This is a genomic window from Aminipila terrae (genome assembly GCF_010120715.1).
Lineage (GTDB): Bacteria > Bacillota > Clostridia > Peptostreptococcales > Anaerovoracaceae > Aminipila > Aminipila terrae.
In genome coordinates this window covers 852302-873285 of sequence record NZ_CP047591.1, presented here as the reverse complement: position 1 = coordinate 873285, position 20984 = coordinate 852302, and the positions used below count along the sequence as shown (strand labels likewise).

Annotated in this window: 20 protein-coding genes and 1 pseudogene; 14 read left to right on the top strand and 7 right to left on the bottom strand. The window is 37.7% G+C overall.

The features are described 5' to 3' along the window. The first annotated feature begins 149 nt into the window (after positions 1-149). From Ami3637_RS18290 to Ami3637_RS04075, 6 genes and pseudogenes are all read left to right on the top strand, one after another. Positions 150-635 (top strand): AraC family transcriptional regulator, encoded by a 486-nt coding sequence (locus tag Ami3637_RS18290; RefSeq protein ID WP_330586814.1) that lies wholly within the window; start codon positions 150-152, stop codon positions 633-635. Between the two features lie 32 nt (positions 636-667). Next, complete coding sequence (locus Ami3637_RS18285) at positions 668-1054, top strand: hypothetical protein (protein ID WP_330586813.1); 387 nt, start codon at positions 668-670, stop codon at positions 1052-1054. Between the two features lie 79 nt (positions 1055-1133). Next, positions 1134-1706: a helix-turn-helix transcriptional regulator gene (locus Ami3637_RS18280; protein WP_330586812.1), complete on the top strand. Its 573-nt coding sequence runs from the start codon at positions 1134-1136 to the stop codon at positions 1704-1706. A 26-nt stretch (positions 1707-1732) separates the two neighbouring features. Beyond that, positions 1733-2029: pseudogene (locus Ami3637_RS18275) on the top strand (GyrI-like domain-containing protein); the annotation flags it as partial. Between the two features lie 148 nt (positions 2030-2177). Then, positions 2178-2711 (top strand): RNA polymerase sigma factor, encoded by a 534-nt coding sequence (locus Ami3637_RS04080; protein WP_162361440.1) that lies wholly within the window; start codon positions 2178-2180, stop codon positions 2709-2711. Continuing rightward, complete coding sequence (locus tag Ami3637_RS04075; RefSeq protein ID WP_162361439.1) at positions 2701-3843, top strand: hypothetical protein; 1143 nt, start codon at positions 2701-2703, stop codon at positions 3841-3843. Before Ami3637_RS04080 ends, Ami3637_RS04075 begins: the two co-directional genes overlap by 11 nt. 99 nt (positions 3844-3942) lie before the next feature. Here Ami3637_RS04075 and Ami3637_RS17275 read toward each other — a convergent pair whose 3' ends face one another. Next, positions 3943-5304, bottom strand: coding sequence for a peptidase G2 autoproteolytic cleavage domain-containing protein (locus Ami3637_RS17275; RefSeq protein ID WP_162361438.1), 1362 nt, complete (start codon positions 5302-5304; stop codon positions 3943-3945). Positions 5305-5551: 247 nt separating this feature from the next. Here Ami3637_RS17275 and Ami3637_RS04065 point away from each other — a divergent pair, with 247 nt between their 5' ends. Next, a complete protein-coding gene (locus Ami3637_RS04065; RefSeq protein ID WP_162361437.1) occupies positions 5552-7198 on the top strand; it encodes a methyl-accepting chemotaxis protein in 1647 nt (548 codons plus the stop codon). A 74-nt stretch (positions 7199-7272) separates the two neighbouring features. Here the strand turns inward: Ami3637_RS04065 and Ami3637_RS04060 are convergent, their stop codons facing one another. From Ami3637_RS04060 to Ami3637_RS04050, 3 genes are read right to left on the bottom strand one after another with little or no spacing between them, the layout of a single operon-like run. Beyond that, the gene (locus Ami3637_RS04060) at positions 7273-7908 is read right to left on the bottom strand and encodes an SIMPL domain-containing protein (protein ID WP_162361436.1); all 636 of its coding nucleotides are present in this window, start codon (positions 7906-7908) and stop codon (positions 7273-7275) included. A 21-nt stretch (positions 7909-7929) separates the two neighbouring features. After that, on the bottom strand, positions 7930-8919 hold the full coding sequence (locus Ami3637_RS04055) for a glycoside hydrolase family 18 protein (protein ID WP_243158154.1): 990 nt from the start codon (positions 8917-8919) through the stop codon (positions 7930-7932). Between the two features lie 50 nt (positions 8920-8969). Then, complete coding sequence (locus tag Ami3637_RS04050) at positions 8970-9383, bottom strand: fibronectin type III domain-containing protein (protein WP_162361435.1); 414 nt, start codon at positions 9381-9383, stop codon at positions 8970-8972. Between the two features lie 169 nt (positions 9384-9552). Between Ami3637_RS04050 and Ami3637_RS04045 the strand changes: the two genes are divergently transcribed. From Ami3637_RS04045 to Ami3637_RS04020, 6 genes are all read left to right on the top strand, one after another. After that, on the top strand, positions 9553-10305 hold the full coding sequence (locus Ami3637_RS04045; RefSeq protein WP_162361434.1) for a MerR family transcriptional regulator: 753 nt from the start codon (positions 9553-9555) through the stop codon (positions 10303-10305). Between the two features lie 69 nt (positions 10306-10374). After that, on the top strand, positions 10375-11109 hold the full coding sequence (locus tag Ami3637_RS04040; RefSeq protein WP_162361433.1) for an ABC transporter ATP-binding protein: 735 nt from the start codon (positions 10375-10377) through the stop codon (positions 11107-11109). After that, entirely contained in the window at positions 11096-11839 is a 744-nt protein-coding gene (locus Ami3637_RS04035) for an ABC transporter permease (RefSeq protein WP_162361432.1), read from the top strand. The genes Ami3637_RS04040 and Ami3637_RS04035 overlap by 14 nt, the downstream gene beginning before the upstream one ends. 309 nt (positions 11840-12148) lie before the next feature. Then, entirely contained in the window at positions 12149-13594 is a 1446-nt protein-coding gene (locus Ami3637_RS04030) for an amino acid permease (RefSeq protein ID WP_162361431.1), read from the top strand. Between the two features lie 605 nt (positions 13595-14199). Then, complete coding sequence (locus Ami3637_RS04025) at positions 14200-14535, top strand: TfoX/Sxy family protein (RefSeq protein WP_162361430.1); 336 nt, start codon at positions 14200-14202, stop codon at positions 14533-14535. A 75-nt stretch (positions 14536-14610) separates the two neighbouring features. Continuing rightward, positions 14611-15975 (top strand): amino acid permease, encoded by a 1365-nt coding sequence (locus Ami3637_RS04020; protein ID WP_162361429.1) that lies wholly within the window; start codon positions 14611-14613, stop codon positions 15973-15975. Positions 15976-15993: 18 nt separating this feature from the next. On the opposite strand, the gene Ami3637_RS04015 is transcribed toward Ami3637_RS04020, so the two are convergent. Both Ami3637_RS04015 and cooS read right to left on the bottom strand, forming a co-directional pair. Then, positions 15994-16557 (bottom strand): CDP-alcohol phosphatidyltransferase family protein, encoded by a 564-nt coding sequence (locus tag Ami3637_RS04015; RefSeq protein WP_243158100.1) that lies wholly within the window; start codon positions 16555-16557, stop codon positions 15994-15996. Between the two features lie 167 nt (positions 16558-16724). After that, the gene (gene cooS, locus Ami3637_RS04010; protein ID WP_162361428.1) at positions 16725-18638 is read right to left on the bottom strand and encodes an anaerobic carbon-monoxide dehydrogenase catalytic subunit; all 1914 of its coding nucleotides are present in this window, start codon (positions 18636-18638) and stop codon (positions 16725-16727) included. A gap of 194 nt (positions 18639-18832) precedes the next feature. Between cooS and Ami3637_RS04005 the strand changes: the two genes are divergently transcribed. Next, positions 18833-19648 carry a class I SAM-dependent methyltransferase gene (locus tag Ami3637_RS04005; protein WP_243158099.1) on the top strand — a complete coding sequence of 272 codons (816 nt, stop codon included), beginning with the start codon at positions 18833-18835 and terminating at the stop codon, positions 19646-19648. An 84-nt stretch (positions 19649-19732) separates the two neighbouring features. On the opposite strand, the gene Ami3637_RS04000 is transcribed toward Ami3637_RS04005, so the two are convergent. After that, a complete protein-coding gene (locus tag Ami3637_RS04000) occupies positions 19733-20911 on the bottom strand; it encodes a transglutaminase-like domain-containing protein (protein WP_162361427.1) in 1179 nt (392 codons plus the stop codon). Positions 20912-20984 lie beyond the last annotated feature (73 nt).

Sequence of the window (20984 nt, the reverse complement as noted above, 5' to 3'; positions counted from 1 at the left end):
TGTTGGTTCACATAAGACAAATTTCATGTTAATATGTGTACAGATGTGTTCGCATGAAATTCCTCTAAGACATGGAAATTTTATTAGCAACAGGAGTCAAGAAATTAAATCCTATATGATATAGACTTTATGTAACAGGAGGTGAGAAAATGGTTGAGACTGAAAATATTATGGCGGTACAGCGTATGCAGGAGTATATTGACAGAAATATCTTAAGGAAAATGACCTTAAAAGAGTTAGCGGTTGCAGCAGGATATTCACCCTGGCATGCAGCAAGATTATTTAAAGAGATCACAGGGAAAACACCCTTTGACTACATTCGGGCCATAAGACTTACCAAAGCGGCATTAATACTCCGTGACAGTAATGAAAAAATTATTGATGTAGCAATGGATTTTGTCTTTGATTCCCACGAGGGATTTACCAGAGCTTTTTCAAAAGAGTTTGGAATGGCTCCAAGTAAATACAGTCACAGAACCCCGCCAATAAAATTATTTATGCCTCAGAAAGTTTTTGATACCTACCAGGCACTTCATAAAGGAGGGAAAGACATGAGTGAAAAGAATAATGCTAAAACTATTTTTGTGCAGGTAATTGAGCGACCAGAACGAAAAGTTCTGCTTAAAAGGGGATAAAGGCAGCAGAATATTTCGCCTATTGCGAAGAAGTGGGCTGCGATATCTGGTCGGTGCTTTCAAGTGTAAAAGAGGCAATGTATGAACCCATTGGCATGTGGCTTCCAGAACATCTAATAAAAGATGGAACCTCAAAATATGTGCAAGGCGTAGAAGTCCCAACCGGTTATACTAATGATATTCCTGAAGGGTATGATTTGATTGAATTGCCACCATGCAACTTAATGATATTTCAGGGAGAGCCCTATGATGATGAAGACTTCATGGAGGCAATAGGAGAAGTTCAAAGTCACATTGAAAAGTTTGATCCTTCTATTTATGGATATCAGTGGGATTCGGATGCTGCACCAAGATTTCAGCTTGCTCCTATGGGATATAGAGGTTATATAGAAGCACGTCCCGTTAAAGCAATAAATTAAATAATTTTATAAAAAGGCATTGACAGTCAAGCAGAAATATTGCAAGAGTGATATTTTATATCCAAGGAGGTGCTTAGATATGCACGCATGGGAAGAAATACAGAAAACCATAGATTATATTGAAGAACATCTTTCGGAGGAAATCAGAATTGAAGATCTTGCAAAACTTGCTTCACTGTCTCAGTTTTATTTTCAGAGACTCTTCAGTCGGCTGGTAAAGCGGCCAGTTAATGAATATATAAAACTAAGGCGTCTGGCAGAAGCCTCAGCTGCTTTAAAAGATAGCGATAAACGCATTCTGGACATTGCTCTGGACTGTGGGTTCTCTTATCATGAGACACTTACCAGGGCTTTTAAAGAAGCTTTTGGAATGACTCCTGAGGAGTACCGGGTTAATCCGGTTCGTCTCAATCACTTTATAAAGCCACAGTTATTATTTAATTACACCCTGGTGGATGAAGAGGTGCCTTTGATTTCAGATGGAATTGTTCTTGAAATTACACGGAAGAAGATGTCACGGTGCCAGTATTTCATTGGTCTTGACGTTGAAGAACCAATAAAACAGATGCCAGGCGGTGGGGAAACAGGCATTGATACGTTGGGAACCCTATGGGATAATTTCCATAAAGAAAAATCAACCATTGAGGGTTAGTAAAAGACGGTGATGAACTTGGGGTCACCTATCCGGGGACCAGGGAAGGCTATTATCGTTATTTTGCAGGAGCCCTGGCTGATTCAAAGGAAGCAAAGGGTGGTTATTCCATATGGGAACTGCCAGAAGGGCAGTATATTGTCTGTTCTTTTGAAGCAGAGGATTTTGAACATCTGGTGATGGATGCAATATATAAGGCACACAGATACTTGTTTCAAACCTGGCTCCCTAATCACAATCTTATTTCAAAGCCTTTTGCGGCAGAGCGTTATGCAAGTCATAGCGCTGACACCACACGCATGGAGATATGGGTACTCATATAGATAAATAAAAGGTATTGAGAAAAAGCTCAATGCCTTTTATTTGTTTATTAATTAAGGAAAACAAAAAATATTGCAATTTGCGGGAACCAGCCGGAAAGTTATTACCATATATAGGTGAAGGGCAAAACCACATGTGGAGGAATTTAATTTGGAAATTATAGAAGTAGATAAACTGGTTAACTTAAATGGCAGGGATATATATAATTTTTGCAGACAGCTGACCCAGAATCAGGAGGAAGCAGATGAGCTTTATCAGGACACATTTTTAAAAGCAGTAGAAGTATGCGGAAGAATCCATAAAGAAGATAACCCAAAGAGTTATCTGATGTCTATTGCAATAAAGTTGTGGAAAAACAGGAAACGGAAATTTGCCTGGAGAAGTAGAATTGCAATGATAGAAAGTCGTGATGACCATATGGATTACGATGAAAGGCCTTCTGATGATATACACAGCCCTGAGCATGAGCTGCTGAAAAAGGAAGAGCAGGAAATGGTACGAAGAGCGGTTAGCAGGCTGAGAGAAGAATATCGAGTGCCAATGTATCTGTATTATGCCGCCGGTATGTCAGTAAAAGAAATCGGACGAATATTGCACAGGCCCGAAGGGACTGTTAAAAGTCGGCTGCATAAGGCCAGAAAAGAGGTTAAAAGATATCTGGAGGTTAATGGATATGAAAGATAAAGAATTAGACCTAATATTAAGGAATGCCCTTCCCACAGATTTTGAACCAGGTTATGAACTTAACAGAAAAATTATACAAAAATCAAGAGAGGGTAATATGAATATAAAAAAAGTAAGAAGGTTATCTACTGCAGCAGTAGTCTGCTGCTTGATATTATGTTGTTCTGTAAGCGCATTTGCAGCGTGGAAATTTCTGACACCGAAAGACGTTGCGATTGAATATGGGGATAAACAGCTTGCAAAAGCTTTTTCAAGTGAAGATGCTGTACTAATGGATAAATCTAAAACATACGGAGACTATACAGTTACTTTGTTGGGTTCAGTCTCCGGGGGAGATTTAAGTGATTTTGGCACGGATAGTTCCCAAAGCAGTCAGGTGAGTCCAGACAAAACCTATGCTGTGGTGGCTATCTCAAAGACAGACGGAACTTTAATGCCTAAAACTTCTGAAGAGGAGTATGGAAAGGAAAAATTTTTTATATCTCCCCTTATTCAGGGTTTAAATCCAAAAGATTATAACATTGTTACCATGAATGGAGGATATTTTGATATAGTCGAAAATGGTATTATGTATCGTATGATAGAATGTGACAATATTGAGCTGTTTGCAGACAGAAATCTATATTTATGTGTGAGTAATACCACCTTCTATGATAAAGATGCTTATAATTTTAATGGGAAAACAGGGGATATTTCTGTAAATGCTAAATATAAAGGGATGAGTCTCTTATTTGATTTGCCATTAAAAGCAGATAAAGCTGATAAAAAAGCTGCAGATAAATACCTGAAAAAACTGGAATCAGCTCAAAGTGCGGATTCAAAGAATAATTCTGATATGAGTGATAAAAAAGAAAAGAACAAAGTTGATATTAATCAGATAATAAGTCAGTGGGCCTTTATTTCAGAGAAAAAGGTTACTCCAGATAAGGATGGAAGAATTTATTACTCCTATGAAACAAAAAATGGATCTGGAGATGGATATATTACTGAAGACGCTCTATTTAAAAAAGACCAGACTGGTTATTCTAAAAATTTTTGGATGCAGGAAGACAATCATGGGAAAATTGCAGTACTATATAGTAAAGATAAAAACGGACAAATAACCGAATTTGTTTATGAAACGAATAAGTAGGGGAACAAAATAAATATTTAGAAAAAGGGGAATAAAATATAAACAAAAAGCTGTCATAGACAGCTTTTTGTTTACCTTAGATATCATAAGAACTTATAATTAACCTCTGAAGAAAATTAAAACCTGATTATCACTTATTCTTTTCATTACTCTGTAACCAAAAGAAGATGTTGTTGCAATGCCATCCTTGTTTGGCCAGCAGTAGCCATTAGGTTCACATGTTCCATCATCTAAAACAAGAACCTGACCTAAGAGTGTAACTAAGCTGCTGATGCTGTCCTGACAGGAAGCTGCAGCTTGAGCAATCACAGAAGACTGCAACTTTTGCATAGGCTGTTTGATTACATGGGCAGGTTCGGTGACATTACCTTCTGTGTCTGTCTTTTCAGGAACCAAATTGTCTTCATATAAGGTCTGGTTCCAGGCATTTGTCAAAAAATTACTACCCAGGTTTAACTCACTGCTGCTTGCCACAAAGGCAGGGTTAACGCTGGTAACGCCCAAGACGAATTTATCCGAGTCTTTTGCCTTTCTGATAAATTCCCCTTCCAGTGTGACGAAATATCCTGGCTCGATGGTCTGGCCTCCAAGACCAGGATATACTTCAGCGTATCCTGAGCCTCCCGCATGCCAGGCATTCCTTATATAGCCATCCCCTGTATACAGGATTTTTGCTGCTAGTGCTTTCAAGTTGGAAGTTCCACCCCCTAAGAACCAGGAATATGGAGTATCCGCTTCTCCGTAAATGCCCATGATATGTGAGCCGGTATTTAATTTGGTATCCGTGTAGTAACCTTCGGAATGGGAAAACGGTGCCCTTGCAGAAGTATAATATCCCTCAGCGTGGGATCCGTATCCTTCCGTCAGACATGAATAGCCTTCCGCATGGGAATAATTTCCCGTAGCAGTAGTATAAACCCCCTCTGCATGAGAATAGTAGCCGTTAACTGTGGTACTATATCCCTCTGCGTGGGCATAACTTCCTCTTACGGTGGTATATCCACCTTCGCTGGAAGAGGCATAACCTTCGGCTTTAGTACCTACACCCTGTGCGTGTGAACTTTCACCATTGGCTTCATTTCCGTTTCCTTCACCATGAGCATAATTGCCCCGGGTTTTTGTATTAAGACCTTCCGTATGAGAGGAATCTGAGTAAGCTATGGTATTACTGCCTTCTGCATGAGAACAGTTACCAATGGCTCTTGTACTGCATCCTTCAGCGTGGGAGTTGTTTTCAAGAGCACGGGTATTTGATCCTTCCGCATGAGAGCAGTCACCTAAAGCCTTGGAACCACACCCTTCAGCGTGGGAGCATTCGCCACTTGAACTGGTATTACAGCCATCCGCACTGGAGCATCTTCCGCAGACTGACGTATTGCAATCATCTTCCACCTCCAGGGTCTCTGCAGTCTGTACTGCTTTTTTATCAAAACAATCTTCATTGGCTGATTTAGGCAACATAATTCTTATCCTTTCTAATATTGATCATATAAAATAAAACCATATAGTATTTTATGTTTAAAGTTTTTGTATGTTACTGGCTATACCACTGAAAATATATGTATGATTATAAAAAATATGGAGGGACTTTTTTCTGGATTTTTTTGGTATATAAAATACTTTTTTAATATAATGGAGGTGTTTATTGACATATGCTGTGCGGAATAATATGATTAACTCAAGTATCTAAATAAGGAGGCGTGAAGGAATGAGTTTTTTTAAGAAATCAGAACTGGATCATAATGATAATGCTCTAAAAAATAGCAATAAAGAGTTGGCCGATAAATATTTAGAACTAATAAGTGGATTTTCTTTTTCTGTAGACGAACTAGATGTTGAAATGAAAGAAATATTAATCAGGATCCAGGGGCTTACCGCAGAATCTAAAAGACAGGCTTCCAGTATGATTTCAATGAATGATGTTATTGATGTAATTTATACGACTGTGCAGGAAAGTAGAAAAAAAGCCTCGCAGGCCTCTGAAATTTCCAATAGCACCTATGAGAATGTAGTCAGTAAGAGAAAGAAATTTGAAGAAATTACGAAAAGTCTTAGTGAGAACGGAGAAAGTTTAAATTCTGCTAAAAAGTCCTTTATGGAATTAGAAGGTAAAACTAAAAAAGCCAAGGCTCTTGTAGAACGGATTGAGCATATTTCCGCACAGACTAATTTACTTGCTTTAAATGCGTCCGTTGAAGCTGCTCGGGCAGGAGTGCACGGACGTGGGTTTTCAGTTATTGCAGAGGAAGTAAGAAACCTGGCCAATGAAACAAGTGAAGTAAATAAAGTTATTAGTGGGATTATTGCAGAAATTATAAAATCTGTAGATAAATCCAAAAATGATGTGCATCAGGTGGTGCAGAATATTGGATTCCAAAGTGCCGAAATTGAAAATACCATTGAGGATTTTGCATTGATTGAGCATGTATCAAGGGACTCCAGTGAAATGAGCAAATGGATTGCTGATAATTCCAAAGACTTGGAAGCCTCCATCTATTCAGCAAAGGAAGTAATTGAAAAGGTGACGGATTCAGTTGATTGCTCATCTGATAAAATAGAAGAACTATCCCAGGCCATAAAAGAGGAAGCCATTTCCACCAATAGCATAAAAAAACGGATAGAGCAACTGGAGCAGCTTAACTTTCAGCTTATGAACAAAGAAATTTCCAGAAATGATTCAACGATTGTCATTGCCACGTCCCCCTATGAGCCTTATTTTATTTATGATGAAGATTCAAAAGAAATTGCAGGCATGGATTACGATATAATAAACAAAGCTTTTGAAGGAGCACCTTTTAAGGTTGAATTTAAGATGGTTCCGTGGGATACATCCATTAAAATGGTAAAGAATGGGTTGTCTCATATTCTCCCGGCAATCTCCTATGATAGGAGCAGGGAAAAATATTTAAAGTTCAGTGACAGTTACCGATTGCAAAGTCCATATGGTTTTTATACCTGTCAGAGCCAGATGATTCATGTAAATGGGCTTTCGGATTTGGAGGGCAAAAGAATTGGGGTTATATCCGGATATACATATTTTCCAGAACTTTATCAGTTAAATGTCCAGCTTGAGGAAGGAAATAAAGAGGAGATTTTATTTAAAAAGTTACAGAAGGGTATTCTGGATATTGTTATTCTGGAAATGGAACCTGGTGATTATCAGATTAAAAAGCTAAATATGGAACAATTAATTCGTAAAGAGCCGTATACCTTTGTTTTAAAAAATCCGGAAAAGACCTATTTAGGGTTTGGTACAGTTAAAAATCTCGATGTGGCCTGCAGGGTATTTAATGACAAAATAAGAGAAATGCAGAAGAACGGAATGCTGCAAAAAATTATAGACCATTATAAATAATTAGAATAGATAAATGAAGTGCACTGTCAAATCTGGAGGAAAGACTACTCTTTGACAGTGCACTTTTTCATTAGTTATTCTGAATAGACAAAATCCGCTGTAATAAATGCCTGAATAGTTAATTCACCGGAGATAACCGGAGTAGAAACTATTTGACGGGGAAGTAAAGGAATCGCAGCCGGAGAAATGCTGTTCTCTATAATACGTATAGGTACAGGGTTTAGCTTTATATGTATATTTGCAGAAACTGACCTGGATTTTTGGATAGCGTTATCCACTGCCAGGTTTAATGCCTGCTGGTAAAATAGTTCAGAGTCGGCCAATACAAAGAATATAGAGTCAACTATATTAGCCCCCATTTCTACTGCCGTATCAATAATTTTTCCTGCTTCATCAATATTACCGGTTTTGATTTCCAGTATATGCTTTACCTGATAACCTTTATCGATAGGGTTACCATTCTGGTATTCATATAGTCTATCAATTGAATATTCTATGGTTTTCATTTCTGCAGATTCAAACTGGCTGAGTGCCTGAACAATATTCTGGATAATCTGCGCATTTTCTGACTGTATCTGGGATACATTGGTTCCTGTTGTCTGAACTCCTAAACGAATAACAGCCAAATCAGGGGGTGCTGTAATCAGACCTTGACCGGTTAAAGTCATGGTGTAACCTGGGTCAGGATTTACAGAGCGTGAATGTGCCATGGATAAATCTCCTCTCAATATTTATTTTATTCCATTATATAGTGTATTAAGAAGTACTCCATTTGGGTCCTGGCTAAGTTCCCAAATCATGGCGCCACCCAATTTTTTTGTGTTAATATAAGTTGTTTTATATGTAATGGATTGAGGGTCTTCATAGCTGATGAAAGTGGAACCGTTAAATAGCCATGGAACCAGTGACTGAGAATGAAAGTATTTGATATATCCTGGCTTGTTCAGGTAATTATTTACAATTGACTTATAACTGATAGAATTTGCGCCGCTGTAGGTCTGATACAGTCCGCTATTCTGATTATTCACGGAAGAATAGATATATCCGTAAAATGGGATGCCAAGTACCAGCTTGTCTGCTGGAAAAGAAGCGTTTAACCATTCATTTACGCAAGAATCCACGCTTGACTTATACTGTGGGGAAGAATCACTACTCACATAGAGGGGAGCGTGAAGGTCTGTATAGGTATCCCAGGTTCCATGTAAATCATAGGTCATAATATTGGCGTAATCTAAATACTGAGCTAACTTGTAGAGCTCTACGTTATTCACATAATTGCTGCCAGCACCACCAGCAATGGTAAGTAGATAATGCTTATTATCCAGAGTACCCCGTGTATCTAGTTTTTCTCTGATTTTCTGAAGTAGCAGTGTAAAGTTTTGTTTGTCCTCAGGACGATTTGAATTAGTAGTGAGGCCACCACTGACAGGATATTCCCAGTCTAGATCTACACCATCAAAACCATATTGAGTGATAAAGGCTACACAGCTGTCTGCAAATGCAGTTCTGGAAGCATCAGTCAGGGCAGCATCAGAGAATTTTCCGGACCAGCTCCATCCTCCAACGGAAATTAATGTTTTCAAGTTAGGGTTTGTCTGTTTTAAAGAATTCAAAAGCTTGATATTGTTTTGGTCAATATCTGGATATCCCAAGGTGATTTTTAAGTCAGAACTGATATTTGCAAAGGCATAATTAATGTGTGTAAGCTTACCCGAATCAATTTGATTTGGATAATAACCGGAATAAGCTGCCCATGCTGCATAGTATCCAATTATTTTTTTGATAAGGGCTGAGAAGGTGGTGTTGCATTTGATGTTGTTGATAATGAAATAATGTTACTGGAGTTTGATATATTTCCTTTTGCATCTTTTGCTTTTACATAAAACTGATAGTTAGACGAAGGATTTAAGCCATTTGCGGTATATGACGTCATGGATGTGGAAGCAAGATATATATTGTTACGATATATATCATAAGCTGTTACCCCCACATTGTCTGTGGATGCACTCCAGGAAAGGGTTACAGACGTGTCCGAAACAGAAATCGCCTTTAAATTGGCAGGTGCAGATGGTGCTGTTCGATCAGGCTTTGCCGCATAGGTAAAACTGTCTAATGAGCTGCCGAATACGGTTAGAAGAATAAGCGATAAAATAAGTATAACTGTTTGCAAAATACGTTTTTTCATGGTGATTCCTCCTTTTTTTGTTAATGCAAGTATACCATGCTGGTTATTTTTTGAGCAGTGCACAAAATCTGGTAAAAAAGTCTGACAATTTCTATCAGATTAAAACTATCCAGTATATCACCAGACTTTAATTTTATGGTATGATAAAATTCAGGAGGGCGGAGTTAGAATGAATAAAAACTATAAAACAGCAGAAGTAGCAAAGATAATTGGTATTCATCCCAATACTGTACGGCTTTACGAAAAATGTCAGTTAATAACTAAGCCGGAACGGGAAGATAACGGGTATCGTATATTTACAGATTTACATATTGAGCAGTTTCAATTGGCAAGGGCTGCTTTAAAGGTTGAGGTACTGCAAAATGGATTGAGAAAAAAAGCTGTTGACATTATTAAGGCTTCAGCCGAAAAAAACTTTGATAAAGCCTTATATACTACAGAGAGTTATCTGGCTCAGATTCTAAAGGAAAAACAAAATGCAGAAGAAGCAATTAAGATTGCAGAACAGATTTTATCTGGTTCACCGGAGAAAGAAGATACTCAGGTATATTTTACCAGAAAACAGGCCGCTGAATATTTACAGGTCACAATAGATACTTTAAGAAATTGGGAATTAAATGGTCTGATTAAAGTGAAACGAAGGCAGAATGGTTACAGGATTTATAACCATGATGATATTAAGCGTCTTAAAATTATCCGTTCTCTGCGGTGTGCCAACTATTCCCATGCAGCAATTTTAAGAATGCTGTCGGCTATTTCAAGTGATCCAGATGTTGACATCAGAGAAGTAATTAATACACCCAGGAAGGATGACGATATTATTTCCGTATGTGACAGATTGCTGACTTCACTGCAGGATGCGGAAATTTATGCATGTGATGTAATGATCCGGTTGAGAAAATTAAAAAAACAATATAAGTAAACTCTCCATTTAACCACCAGACTATGCTCCGGTGGTATTCTTTTTTTAAAGAGAAAACAGGAGGGTAAAATGAAAAAAATTATAGAGGTAGATAATCTAACAAAATCTTATGGTGATAAACCTGTGATTCAGAATCTGGGGTTTACAGTATATCATGGGGAGGTATTTGGCTTACTGGGTGCAAATGGTGCGGGGAAAAGCACTGCTATTGAATGCTTACTGGGTACCAGAAAAGCAGAAAAAGGAACGGTATCTATTTTAGGAATGAATCCCCATGCTGACAGGAAAACACTCTTTGAAAAGGTAGGCGTGCAGTTCCAGGAAGCCAACTATCAGGATAAAATAACGGTTAGGGAGCTTTGCCAGGAAACTTATTGTCTTTATAAAAAAACTGCTGATTATGAAAGGCTATTAAAACAATTTGACCTGGATGATAAAGCAGAAAGTATGGTCAGTGAGCTGTCTGGGGGACAAAAACAAAGATTATTCATTGTACTGGCACTTATTCCAGATCCAGATGTGGTATTTTTAGATGAATTGACAACTGGTCTTGACACAAAAGCAAGACGGATGGTATGGAACAGCTTATCTCAATTAAAAGTCAAAGGCTTAACCATTCTTTTAACTTCACATTTCATGGACGAAGTAGAAAACTTATGTGACAGAATAGGTATCTTAAAAGATGGTAGTTTCATATTCTGTGGCACAGTAAAAGAAGCTATTGCCGCCAGTCCTTATGAAAAATTAGAAGAGGCGTATCTTTGGTATACAGGAGAGGAGGAATCTGTAAATGAAAACGTTTAGTACTTTGTTCAGAACGGAACTTAAGTTGTCTTTCCGAGGTATGGATATGGTTATATTTGCCTTGTGTATGCCGGTGGTTGTGGTGGTTATTCTTGGTATAATATATGGTAATAAGCCTGCTTTCAATGGAGCAGCGTATACCTTTTTACAGCAGTCCTTTGGAGCTGTGGCCACAATTGCCATATGTGCAGGGGGAGTCATGGGGCTTCCATTGGTTATATCGGATTATCGAAACAGGAAAATCCTGAAACGTTTTAAAGTTACTCCTATAAGTCCAGTGATGATTTTATCTGTGCAGGTTGCCATTTATGCGTTTTATTCAATCGCTTCTCTGATTTTGGTTTATATTTCTGCAAAGGTGTTTTTCGAGTTTCATTTTGCTGGCTCATGGCTGCAGTTTATGGGAGCATATTTGCTGGTTATGCTGTCTATATTCAGTATAGGTATGATGGTAGGAGGGGTTGCCAGAGATTTGAAAAGTGCCAGTGTGATTGCAAGTGTTTTATACTTTCCTATGCTGATTTTTTCAGGAGCAACTTTACCATATGAGGTGATGCCTGCTGCTCTAAAGAGAGCAGCTGATTTCCTTCCTCTCACTCAGGGGATAAAAATGCTGAAAGCCGCATCTCTAGGAATACCAGCTGCTGAAGTAGTCTATTCCATTATCATTATGATTGTTTTTGCAATAGTTTGCATAAGTATTTCTATTCGTTTTTTTAAATGGGAATAAGAAATATAGAACAAAAACTTTGATTTAATGAGATAGAACCAGGTTTTTAAAATAAAAACTGGTTATATGCCAAATATCATTTTGTTAAAAATAGTAAAAATACCTGCTCGAAATTGTTTGATTAAACATATGTTTGGTGTATAATGATACTAAAATGGAATATATTGGACTGGGAGCAGCTAAATGAACTGAAAGATTTCTTTTATGGGAAAGCTGTTATTTCATAGATACGCTGGAATTAAATACATTTTACTTTAATTGTTGCAAGGCATTAAGTATATTAAATTTTAGAAGGAGATGTGGAATAAGATGGAGAATCAAATTAGCAAAGATGATGTATTTGAAATCAAAAAAGACCTTGAAGAAAAAGGCTCAAAGTTAAAACGAGACTTAAAGGGCCGGCACTTATTCATGATTTCTATTGGTGGAGTAATCGGAACCGGTTTGTTTGTAGGCTCTGGCTATTCAATTTCCCAGGCAGGTCCCCTGGGTGCAGTTCTTGTTTATGCTCTTACAGGCGTAATTATGTTTATTACTATGAGATGTTTAGGAGAAATGGCAGTATTTATGCCGGTGGCAGGTTCATTCCAAGCTTATGCTACCAAATTCATTTCACCTGGAGCAGGTTTTAGCGTAGGGTGGTTTTACTGGCTGAATTTCGCAATTTCTATTCCATTTGAACTGGTTATTTCAGGGCAAATGATGGCGAAGTGGGTAAGTCCTGAAATTGTACCGGTCTGGGTATGGGGAACGATATTTGCAGTTATATTCGTAGCTTTGAATATATTTGCAGTTAAGTTCTTCGGAGAAGCCGAATTCTGGTTTTGCAGTATTAAGGTAGTAGCTATTCTGTTGTTTATTATAATCGGTATATGTGAAATAACGGGAATTCTAGGTACAGGAGGAGCAACTCAGGTAGGGTTTGGCAATCTTGTAGTGGACGGCTCTTTATTCCCAACATCCTTTGCAGCAATTGCAACAGCATTTATTACCGTTGCATTTTCCTATAATGGTACGGAAATTATCGGATTGACTGCTGGGGAAAGCTCACAGCCAGAACAACAGTTAAAGAAATCTATAAATAACACAGCATATAGAACGTTAATTTTCTATGTAGGTTCTATATTTATATTAGTACTGACTTTACCATGGAAGAGCTTTGTTGGTGTTGAATTTCAAGAAAGCCCATTTGTTCTGACTCTGCAGAATGCAGGCTTTGGATTTGCATCCGATGTGATGAACTTTGTCGTTATCACTGCAGCATTATCTTGCGGTAATTCATTGCTTTACTCTTGCATGAGATTATTATTCGGTATGGCAAATGAAGGTCAGGCACCAAAGGCTCTTGCTAAAGTAACCAAGAGCGGAGTACCTAGGAATGCTTTAATTTTTACTATGATTATTGTTTGCTTATACCAATTAACCTCTGTTTATCAGCCTGCAGTAATTGCATTGGTGTTATTATCCATATCCAGCCTAGCCGGCATGATAAACTGGGCATGCATCTGTCTTTCCCAGATACGATTCAGAAAGCAGTATATTGCATCTGGTGGACAGCTGGAAGATTTAAAATTCAAGATGTTCGGGTTCCCATATATGTCGTATATCGGTTTATTTACCAATCTGGCAATGATGCTGTCCTTTGTGTTCTTACCGGGCAATATGGGACAACTGTTTGCTTTTGTACCGGCATTCGCTATAATGTGGATTGGGTATGATATTTATTATAAGAAAAAGAATAAGACAACTGAATAATAGTCTAAAGTGTGTGGACTAATGAATTGCGCAATTAAAGTTAAATGTATTTTTCAAAGAAGCTGCTGCAAAATGACTGATATTTTGCAACAGCTCCTTTTTTTTATGCAAATCAGGATGATTAGACAGCCAAACTCAGGCCACCAAATTCTGAATAGGAGAGTGAAAAACATAAATATAATTTAACGAAGTGTGGGACAACGAAATTATAAGAGAATAAGTTTTTTGCTCTTATAATTATAAAAAACAAAATCTACGGTAGCATTTTTGTCAAATGCTACCGTATTTTATGAAAGCTGAAACTTTATGGTAGCTATTTCAATAAAAAAGCTAACAATGTGTCAAAACTAATGGGTAAAGATACAAAAAGCTACCGGGAATTAAATAAAAAGCATAATCACGGTAGCAACAATCGTATAAGCAATAAAGCCAACTTATCTTGTCTATCTAGAATAGAAATATCATTTTCCATAGCCACTACTTTTATTTTTAAATGTTGATTCAAAATGCCAATATAAGATGTTAAAATGAATAATTAAGAAGCACAGAGTTTATTTCAAAATAATTGATTTTAATTGGTAAAATAATAAGGTGGGTGGTGTAATATGGCTACGAGTGTTGATTTTGTCGAATATATTTGTGAACAAATCGCTGGTGTGGGGGCGGTAAGATACCGTAAAATGTTTGGGGAGTACATGGTTTATATAAACGATAAACCGATTCTGCTGGTTTGTGATAATACAGTTTTTGTAAAAATTCTTGATTGTATCAGTGAGCAGATGAAGGATGCAGAAAGAGATTTCCCTTATGAAGGGGCCAAAGAACATTATGTACTGGATATCGACAATGCTGAATTTAGTAAGGAAATCATAAGATTGTTGGAACCAGTCATCCCTGTTCCAAAACCAAAGAAGAAAAAGATACAACCGATTAAATCATAAGTTAAAAAAAATCCATAATATCTTTAAGTCGGGGGATACTAACAAAAGATATTTTTAATTGAAAGCAGGGGTATTATGGAAAAGGACTCTAAAGGGTTGTCTGCATGGCAGCTCACTATGATGGCATTAGGTACGGTGGTAGGCGGTTCTTTCTTCGTGGGATCTTCAGTTGCTATTAATGCAGCAGGGCCCTCCGTTTTAATTTCATATATTTTAGGCGGTATATTAGTGTATCTTATACTGGCAGCTTTATCAGAACTCACAGTGGCCAATCCCCATTCCGGGTCATTCCGGACCTTTGCAGCAGAAGCCTTTGGACCGGGAACTGGTTTCGTTGTGGGATGGGTGTACTGGACGGGAATGGTACTGGCCATGTCCAGTGAGGCAACTGCTGTGTCTATTTTGGTGGGCAGATGGTTTACAAACATATCCATACCTACGTTGGGCAGTAGCATTATAATTGGTGTTACACTTCTCAATTTACTCGGTGCAGACAAGTTAAGCAAATTGGAAAGTGGACTTGCAGCAGTAAAGCTATTTGCTATTGCTTCTTTTATCGTTCTAGCATTCCTGCTTATTTCTGGCGTGTTTGTTAAGAGCCCTCCTGTGGGAATAGGGCAAATGACCAGTGAACCCTTTATGCCAGGAGGAATAAAGGGAATTGCAGGAAGCATGCTGGTTGTCATGTTTGCTTATGCTGGTTTCGAGGTTATCGGGTTAGCTTCATCGGAAACAGACAATCCAAGAAAAATTGTTCCAAAAGCTATTAACTACACAGTATTTTGCCTGGTAGGGTTTTACATCCTTTCTATTGCTCTGATTTTGCCACTTATTCCTTCAACGGATATAAATGAAGAAGTAAGTCCAATGGTTGCTGCATTGAATAACCAGGGAATCGGATGGGCAAGTACAGTATTAAATCTGGTTATGATAACAGCCATCATTTCTACCATGCTGGCGGCTATGTTTGGAATTGGCAGAATGATGCGTTCTCTTGTAGATGAAGGACATGCACCAAAAATATTGAAAGATACAACAGAGGTCCCTTACAGAGGAATTTTTTTCTCCGGGGTGGCCATGTTAATGGGACTGGCTATAGGGCTTGTATTCCCTAAGGTTTATCTTTTTTTAATAAGTTCTGGTGGATTTGCATTGTTGTTTACTTATGCAGTTATTATTGCCAGTCATTTACGTTTACGCAAGAAATTCGGCTGCCCGCCAAAAGGAGAATGCCGGATGCCTGGATTCCCTTATACTTCGTGGATTGCGTTAATCAGTATGGTGATTATTATACTGAGCATGCCCTTTATTCCAGATCAGATATCGGGACTGATTGCAGGAATTGCCATCATTATTTTATATTCAGTAATATATATGGCAGCAAAATCTACATTCAGGAGGAACAAGAAAAGATTGATAAAAAATCAGACTTCTATGTAGTAATGAACATTTAAGACGTTATATTTTTTGTTTTTTAGAGCCCATTAGATAGATTATACTTTTACTGTTCCGCTGCAATTCTTTTGAAATAGTTATAATGCCTAGTTCCTCCATAGCAGCTGCACTTGCTGTAATACATGCTAACGATGCAGTTAGTTGTAAACCAAAGAGACTATACAGTAATGGAGAACAAAACAGGGTAAGGCCAGTTGCCTTATTTGCATAAGTATGAAGCGCAGTAAAAGTATGATATTTTATCATTCCAATAGTGAGAGATAACAGTTTTATGGAGGCTATTGCACCAATCCAGTACAGCATCCATTTTGACCAGGGAAAAATAGGAATAAAGATAATCAATAAAATGAAAGTAAGGACTAAATCTGCCATACTGTCCAAAGCAGCACCAAAAGAGCTATTGCATTTCAGCTTTCTGGCAATATATCCATCTAATATATCACTTATACCACATAACATATAAGTGGTGAAAAATAAAAGGGATAAAGGCTTTATAAAAAGCAATAAGACCGAAAATATTATCCGGAATGTTGAAAGAATATTTGGTATGTGTCTTATGATTATCACCCCTAATATCAATATATTTGGCTAGATTAATGGAAAAATAATTTTAAATATATATATTCTATCATGGTAAAACATCAAATTCTACTTTATATTTTGTAGTCTATAAATATAAAAAATAGTGGCTAAATTAAATTTAACCACTATTTTTAATGTTAACATAATTTATATTATTTTAAACCCATTTCCAGTCTTTTCTTTAAGATATGAGCTTTGATATCTTTTGCGGCTTCAACAGGGTCATCTCCTAAGGCAATTTTACCTCCAGTTAGACTTTCCACATCCTGCGTAACAAGTTTTACTAAGTTTGGTGCACCTGTTACAAACGGTGTAGGAGATAGATGAGTATAGGCACCGTAGGCCACTGCAAATAATCCATCAATAGTGGCTTTCTGTTCCATCCATTCCGGTGCAGTAACAGCTATTGGAAGATCTGGTATATCAACTTTTAAGTGATCCGCCAGTGCAGTAACTAACATAGAGATTCTTCCCGTATCTGTACAAGTACCAAAGCTCAGCACTGGAGGAATATTTAAGGCTTTACATACGGATTGCAAGCCTTCACCTGCCAGTTTGATTGCATCTAAATTACATAAGCCGGCAACTTCCAGAGCATGATTTCCGCAGCCTCCTGCAACAACTAAAATATCCCCTTTAATTAATTCCTTAGTGATATTTACAGTATTCCAATCCTGAGGGCCGTTTCTTAAGGTAGAACAGCTTGCTAATGCCACAATTCCTTTAATATGACCTTTTGCAATGACATCAACAAGGGTATCTAAATCATTGCCAATGGCCCCCAGTACTGCTTCCGTTGAAAATCCAGCAATAGCCTTTGTCTTATGCTGAGGTACCAAAGGTTTGATTTTATCATGTCTTCTCTTGAAATTCTCAATAGCTATCTGAATACACTGTTCTGCCATTTGATCTACTTTGGCAGGGTAGTACGGCATCTGGTGTTTTACTCCAGGCACTCCAATGATAGTACTTACACTGACCAGTGCCACCTGGTATTTCTCTGCATACTCATCGATTGCAGGTGGGGAGCAGTTTTCTTCCATAACCAGTGCATCAACTGTTCCTGTTGCAAGGAATGGTTCAATGGATAACCAGTCCCCCATTAATCCTACAAAAACATCATCTACTTCAAACCTCTGAAGTAATTCCTGACCGGTTTCTATGGAACCTACTATGTGGATGCCTTTAGCACCTGCTCGTTTAGCCATGTCCTGATATTCCTGCATTTTAGCTTTCTGAAGGGCTGCAACTCCAACCCAGGGCTGATGACCATTAAAGGCAATATTTACATAGTCTGGATCCATAATACCCAGGTCCACATCAACTTCATGAGGCATTGGGGTACCGAATAAAATATCCTGCGCCATTTCAAGGCCGATTTGAGCAGTATAAATAGTAGAAAGACCTAATCGTAGAGCCTTTTTGGCCAGAGAAACATAGTCACCATCCACATTGGTCAGGCAGCTTGCAATTGAAACCTCCACTTCATGTTCCACTCCGGAAGGGTAAATATTTAAATCCCTCCAGATCGGTTTTCTTTTTTCCGGTGCAAAAACTTCAACCATTACACTCTTTTCATCTGGTGTAATTTTCATTTCTTTGTCAAGAAACTCAGCTAATTGCACGGCAAGTACATGGATATCCTGTGTTGTATCGATTGATACTTTTTCGCACATCCATTTAAGCTTCTTTTCATCTTTAATCGTAAAGGATGTTTTTCCTTCTCCTGTGGCTTTCAGTGTTCTGAATGCCTCATAAGCATGATGGGCATAAGTGGCGGCTCCCATGATATTTCTCATGAGCAGGTTCCTCATAGCCATGGCATCCGGACCAATGCCACAGACGCCTTTGTCAGCTCCAGATTTTTCACTGATTCTGCAAGGACCCTGAGTACACAGCTGGCAGCTTAGTCCCTGGAGACAAAAGTTGCAGCGTATTTTATCTTGCGGATCCCATCTTGAGAATACGCTGGAAAGACCGTCCTCTTTTATTCTAATCAGCATTTCTTCTACTGAATCATGAAAACTGACCCGTTCCGCCATGTTTTTAGAAATTTTTTCTGACATAATAACCTCCTGGTTCATATTCGTATAAAAGTGATTTCACTAGTTAGTATGTCAGTTTTATTAGAAATTATTGGTTATAAAAATAATTAGATAAAATTCCAGATAGGAGAAGTCATCTTGATAAGATTTGGAAATCAGAGTATATTGATATAGGATAATTAATTGAAAAAAAGGTGAGTTATGTATAAAAAATATTGGATTATTTAAAAGAGAAACCACTGCTTTATGCTCCCAGTTCATCTGAGTTTTGGGATGACCAATATATCTCTCAAAATATGCTGGAAGCCCATTTAAACCCTGATTTTGACGGTGCTTCAAGAAAACACCGTGTTATTCAGCAATCTGCTTCATGGATTGCTGCATTGGTTGAAAGTGCTCCTGGCAAAAAACTGCTGGACTTAGGCTGTGGACCTGGAATTTATGCAGAATTGTTTAAGGATCATGGATTTAGGGTAACTGGCATAGATTTCTCAAGGAGATCTATAAATTATGCAAAACAGGCAGCAGAATCGAGAAATAAAGAGATAGAATATCTGTGTGAAAATTATTTAAATCTGGATTATCAGGAACAATTTGATATAGTAACTTTAATTTATTGTGATTTCGGTGTGCTGAACCCTGAAGACAGACATATGCTGCTTTGTAAAATTAAAAAAGCATTAAAGCCTGGTGGAATTTTATTATTTGATGGATTTACAAAATCGCAGTTATCTTTATGGGGAGAAAATCAAAAAATAGAATACTGTGACAGTGGGTTTTGGAGTCCTTTGCCTTATGTATGTCTTAAACGGAATATTTATTATGAGGCCGACCAGGTTTTTCTGGAACAATACATTGTAGTTACTGAAAATGAGTGTCATTGTTATAACATGTGGAATCAGATTTTCAGTAAGGATTCATTATTAAAGGAATTAAAACAAGCAGGGTTTAATAAAGTACAGTTTTTTGATGATGTATGTGGCAGTCCTTTTTCAGGAGAGAATAATACTATCTGTGCTGTGGCCAGATAGAAATACTGGTAAAAATAAAAATTGCGGAGAACTGCTCCGCAATTTTTTTATAAGATAAATTTACTCTTTACCATTCTCCCTGAACTACATCATACTTGTGGTTAGCAGAAAAATCCGAGTTATCAAAATAGTCATATCCCGAATTTCCAAAGGTTGTATCCACATTAATCCACCTTTTCTCTTCTGGATAATATACCTGATTCCAGGCATGATCCCCCACTCAGAGCCATTATAAGCCAGTCCTGTTACAAATCGTACTTTTAATCCTGCCGCCTGACACATGGACACATATAGGCATGAATAGTCAAAGCATATCCCTTCTCTTTGGGCAAAAGTAACGATAGAACCTGAGTCCACATGGGAAGCATTCTGTACAATGACTGCTGCTTTATTTTTATCATATTGGATGTTCTGGCTTATCCAGTCATATAGGAGATAAGCCTTTTTCTTTGCATCCTTTTCCGTTCCGATAATGTCTTTTGCCTTCTGGTCTATTTCAGCATTTGATTTAACGGCTTCGTCAAGAGTAACTCCGTTAAAATATTTTATAACTGGCACTTTCCAATAGTTTGGATTACTGCTGTCATTGTTATTGGCAACAAAGTCATCCTGAGCCTTCTTAAAAGAGTCATTAAAAAGAACAGGAAGTTTTTTCACCATATTTGTATTTAACAGGGGATGAAGTACGCTTTTATTAATAGCCTGATAGGCAGCAGATTGATTGATATATTTATCTGCATTGGGATTATTAATATAGTTGGCATAAAAGTTAAGCAGCAAAGCAAAAATCAGTACCATGCAAACAGACTTTGGCAGCTGCCAGCCTACGCTAAGCAAACGCTTCAAGCTGCTACTCATGGTGCTAAATCCAGCTGACAGTTTGTCTGCCAAAGGAACAATTCCATATCTGAATAACGGAATTGATATAATTTCAAGAAGCCAGACAATTATGGAAAGCAGAATAAACAGGACAATTATGTAAGCTGCAATATCGTGCCTGTAACGAAGAAGCCAGTTTTGTGCAGAAGGCACAAGCTGATATATGAGCCCAGGGAACCCCTCCTGCTTCCCGGAAAAAATGCCACTTGCCAGGTGAAATGAAAGAATAATGCCCATTATGAAAATAATACTGTTCAATATGGACAGGAAGGAATTCTGTATTCTATTGCTTGAAATGGGGTGCAACAGGCCCGTAAGCAAAGGCATTACAAAGATACCTATTATTAAAATTGTTATTAAGTTTATATTACTAAATATGCTCATGGATACTCCTCTGGTTATTTCCTATATGTATACCTTTAATTTTAAAGGGTCTTATTTTTAAAATTTTTAAACT

What these genes read in the sequence shown, in the direction of transcription:
- Ami3637_RS17275 (WP_162361438.1), bottom strand. Translation starts at nt 5,304, where the DNA reads ATGTTGCCTAAATCAGCCAATGAAGATTGTTTTGATAAAAAAGCAGTA.
- Ami3637_RS04060 (WP_162361436.1), bottom strand. Translation starts at nt 7,908, where the DNA reads ATGGCACATTCACGCTCTGTAAATCCTGACCCAGGTTACACCATGACT.
- Ami3637_RS04050 (WP_162361435.1), bottom strand. Translation starts at nt 9,383, where the DNA reads ATGAAAAAACGTATTTTGCAAACAGTTATACTTATTTTATCGCTTATT.
- Ami3637_RS04035 (WP_162361432.1), top strand. Translation starts at nt 11,096, where the DNA reads ATGAAAACGTTTAGTACTTTGTTCAGAACGGAACTTAAGTTGTCTTTC.
- Ami3637_RS04000 (WP_162361427.1), bottom strand. Translation starts at nt 20,911, where the DNA reads ATGAGCATATTTAGTAATATAAACTTAATAACAATTTTAATAATAGGT.
- Ami3637_RS04075 (WP_162361439.1), top strand. Translation starts at nt 2,701, where the DNA reads ATGAAAGATAAAGAATTAGACCTAATATTAAGGAATGCCCTTCCCACA.
- Ami3637_RS18280 (WP_330586812.1), top strand. Translation starts at nt 1,134, where the DNA reads ATGCACGCATGGGAAGAAATACAGAAAACCATAGATTATATTGAAGAA.
- Ami3637_RS18290 (WP_330586814.1), top strand. Translation starts at nt 150, where the DNA reads ATGGTTGAGACTGAAAATATTATGGCGGTACAGCGTATGCAGGAGTAT.
- Ami3637_RS04040 (WP_162361433.1), top strand. Translation starts at nt 10,375, where the DNA reads ATGAAAAAAATTATAGAGGTAGATAATCTAACAAAATCTTATGGTGAT.
- Ami3637_RS04025 (WP_162361430.1), top strand. Translation starts at nt 14,200, where the DNA reads ATGGCTACGAGTGTTGATTTTGTCGAATATATTTGTGAACAAATCGCT.
- Ami3637_RS04065 (WP_162361437.1), top strand. Translation starts at nt 5,552, where the DNA reads ATGAGTTTTTTTAAGAAATCAGAACTGGATCATAATGATAATGCTCTA.
- Ami3637_RS04045 (WP_162361434.1), top strand. Translation starts at nt 9,553, where the DNA reads ATGAATAAAAACTATAAAACAGCAGAAGTAGCAAAGATAATTGGTATT.
- cooS (WP_162361428.1), bottom strand. Translation starts at nt 18,638, where the DNA reads ATGTCAGAAAAAATTTCTAAAAACATGGCGGAACGGGTCAGTTTTCAT.
- Ami3637_RS04030 (WP_162361431.1), top strand. Translation starts at nt 12,149, where the DNA reads ATGGAGAATCAAATTAGCAAAGATGATGTATTTGAAATCAAAAAAGAC.
- Ami3637_RS04020 (WP_162361429.1), top strand. Translation starts at nt 14,611, where the DNA reads ATGGAAAAGGACTCTAAAGGGTTGTCTGCATGGCAGCTCACTATGATG.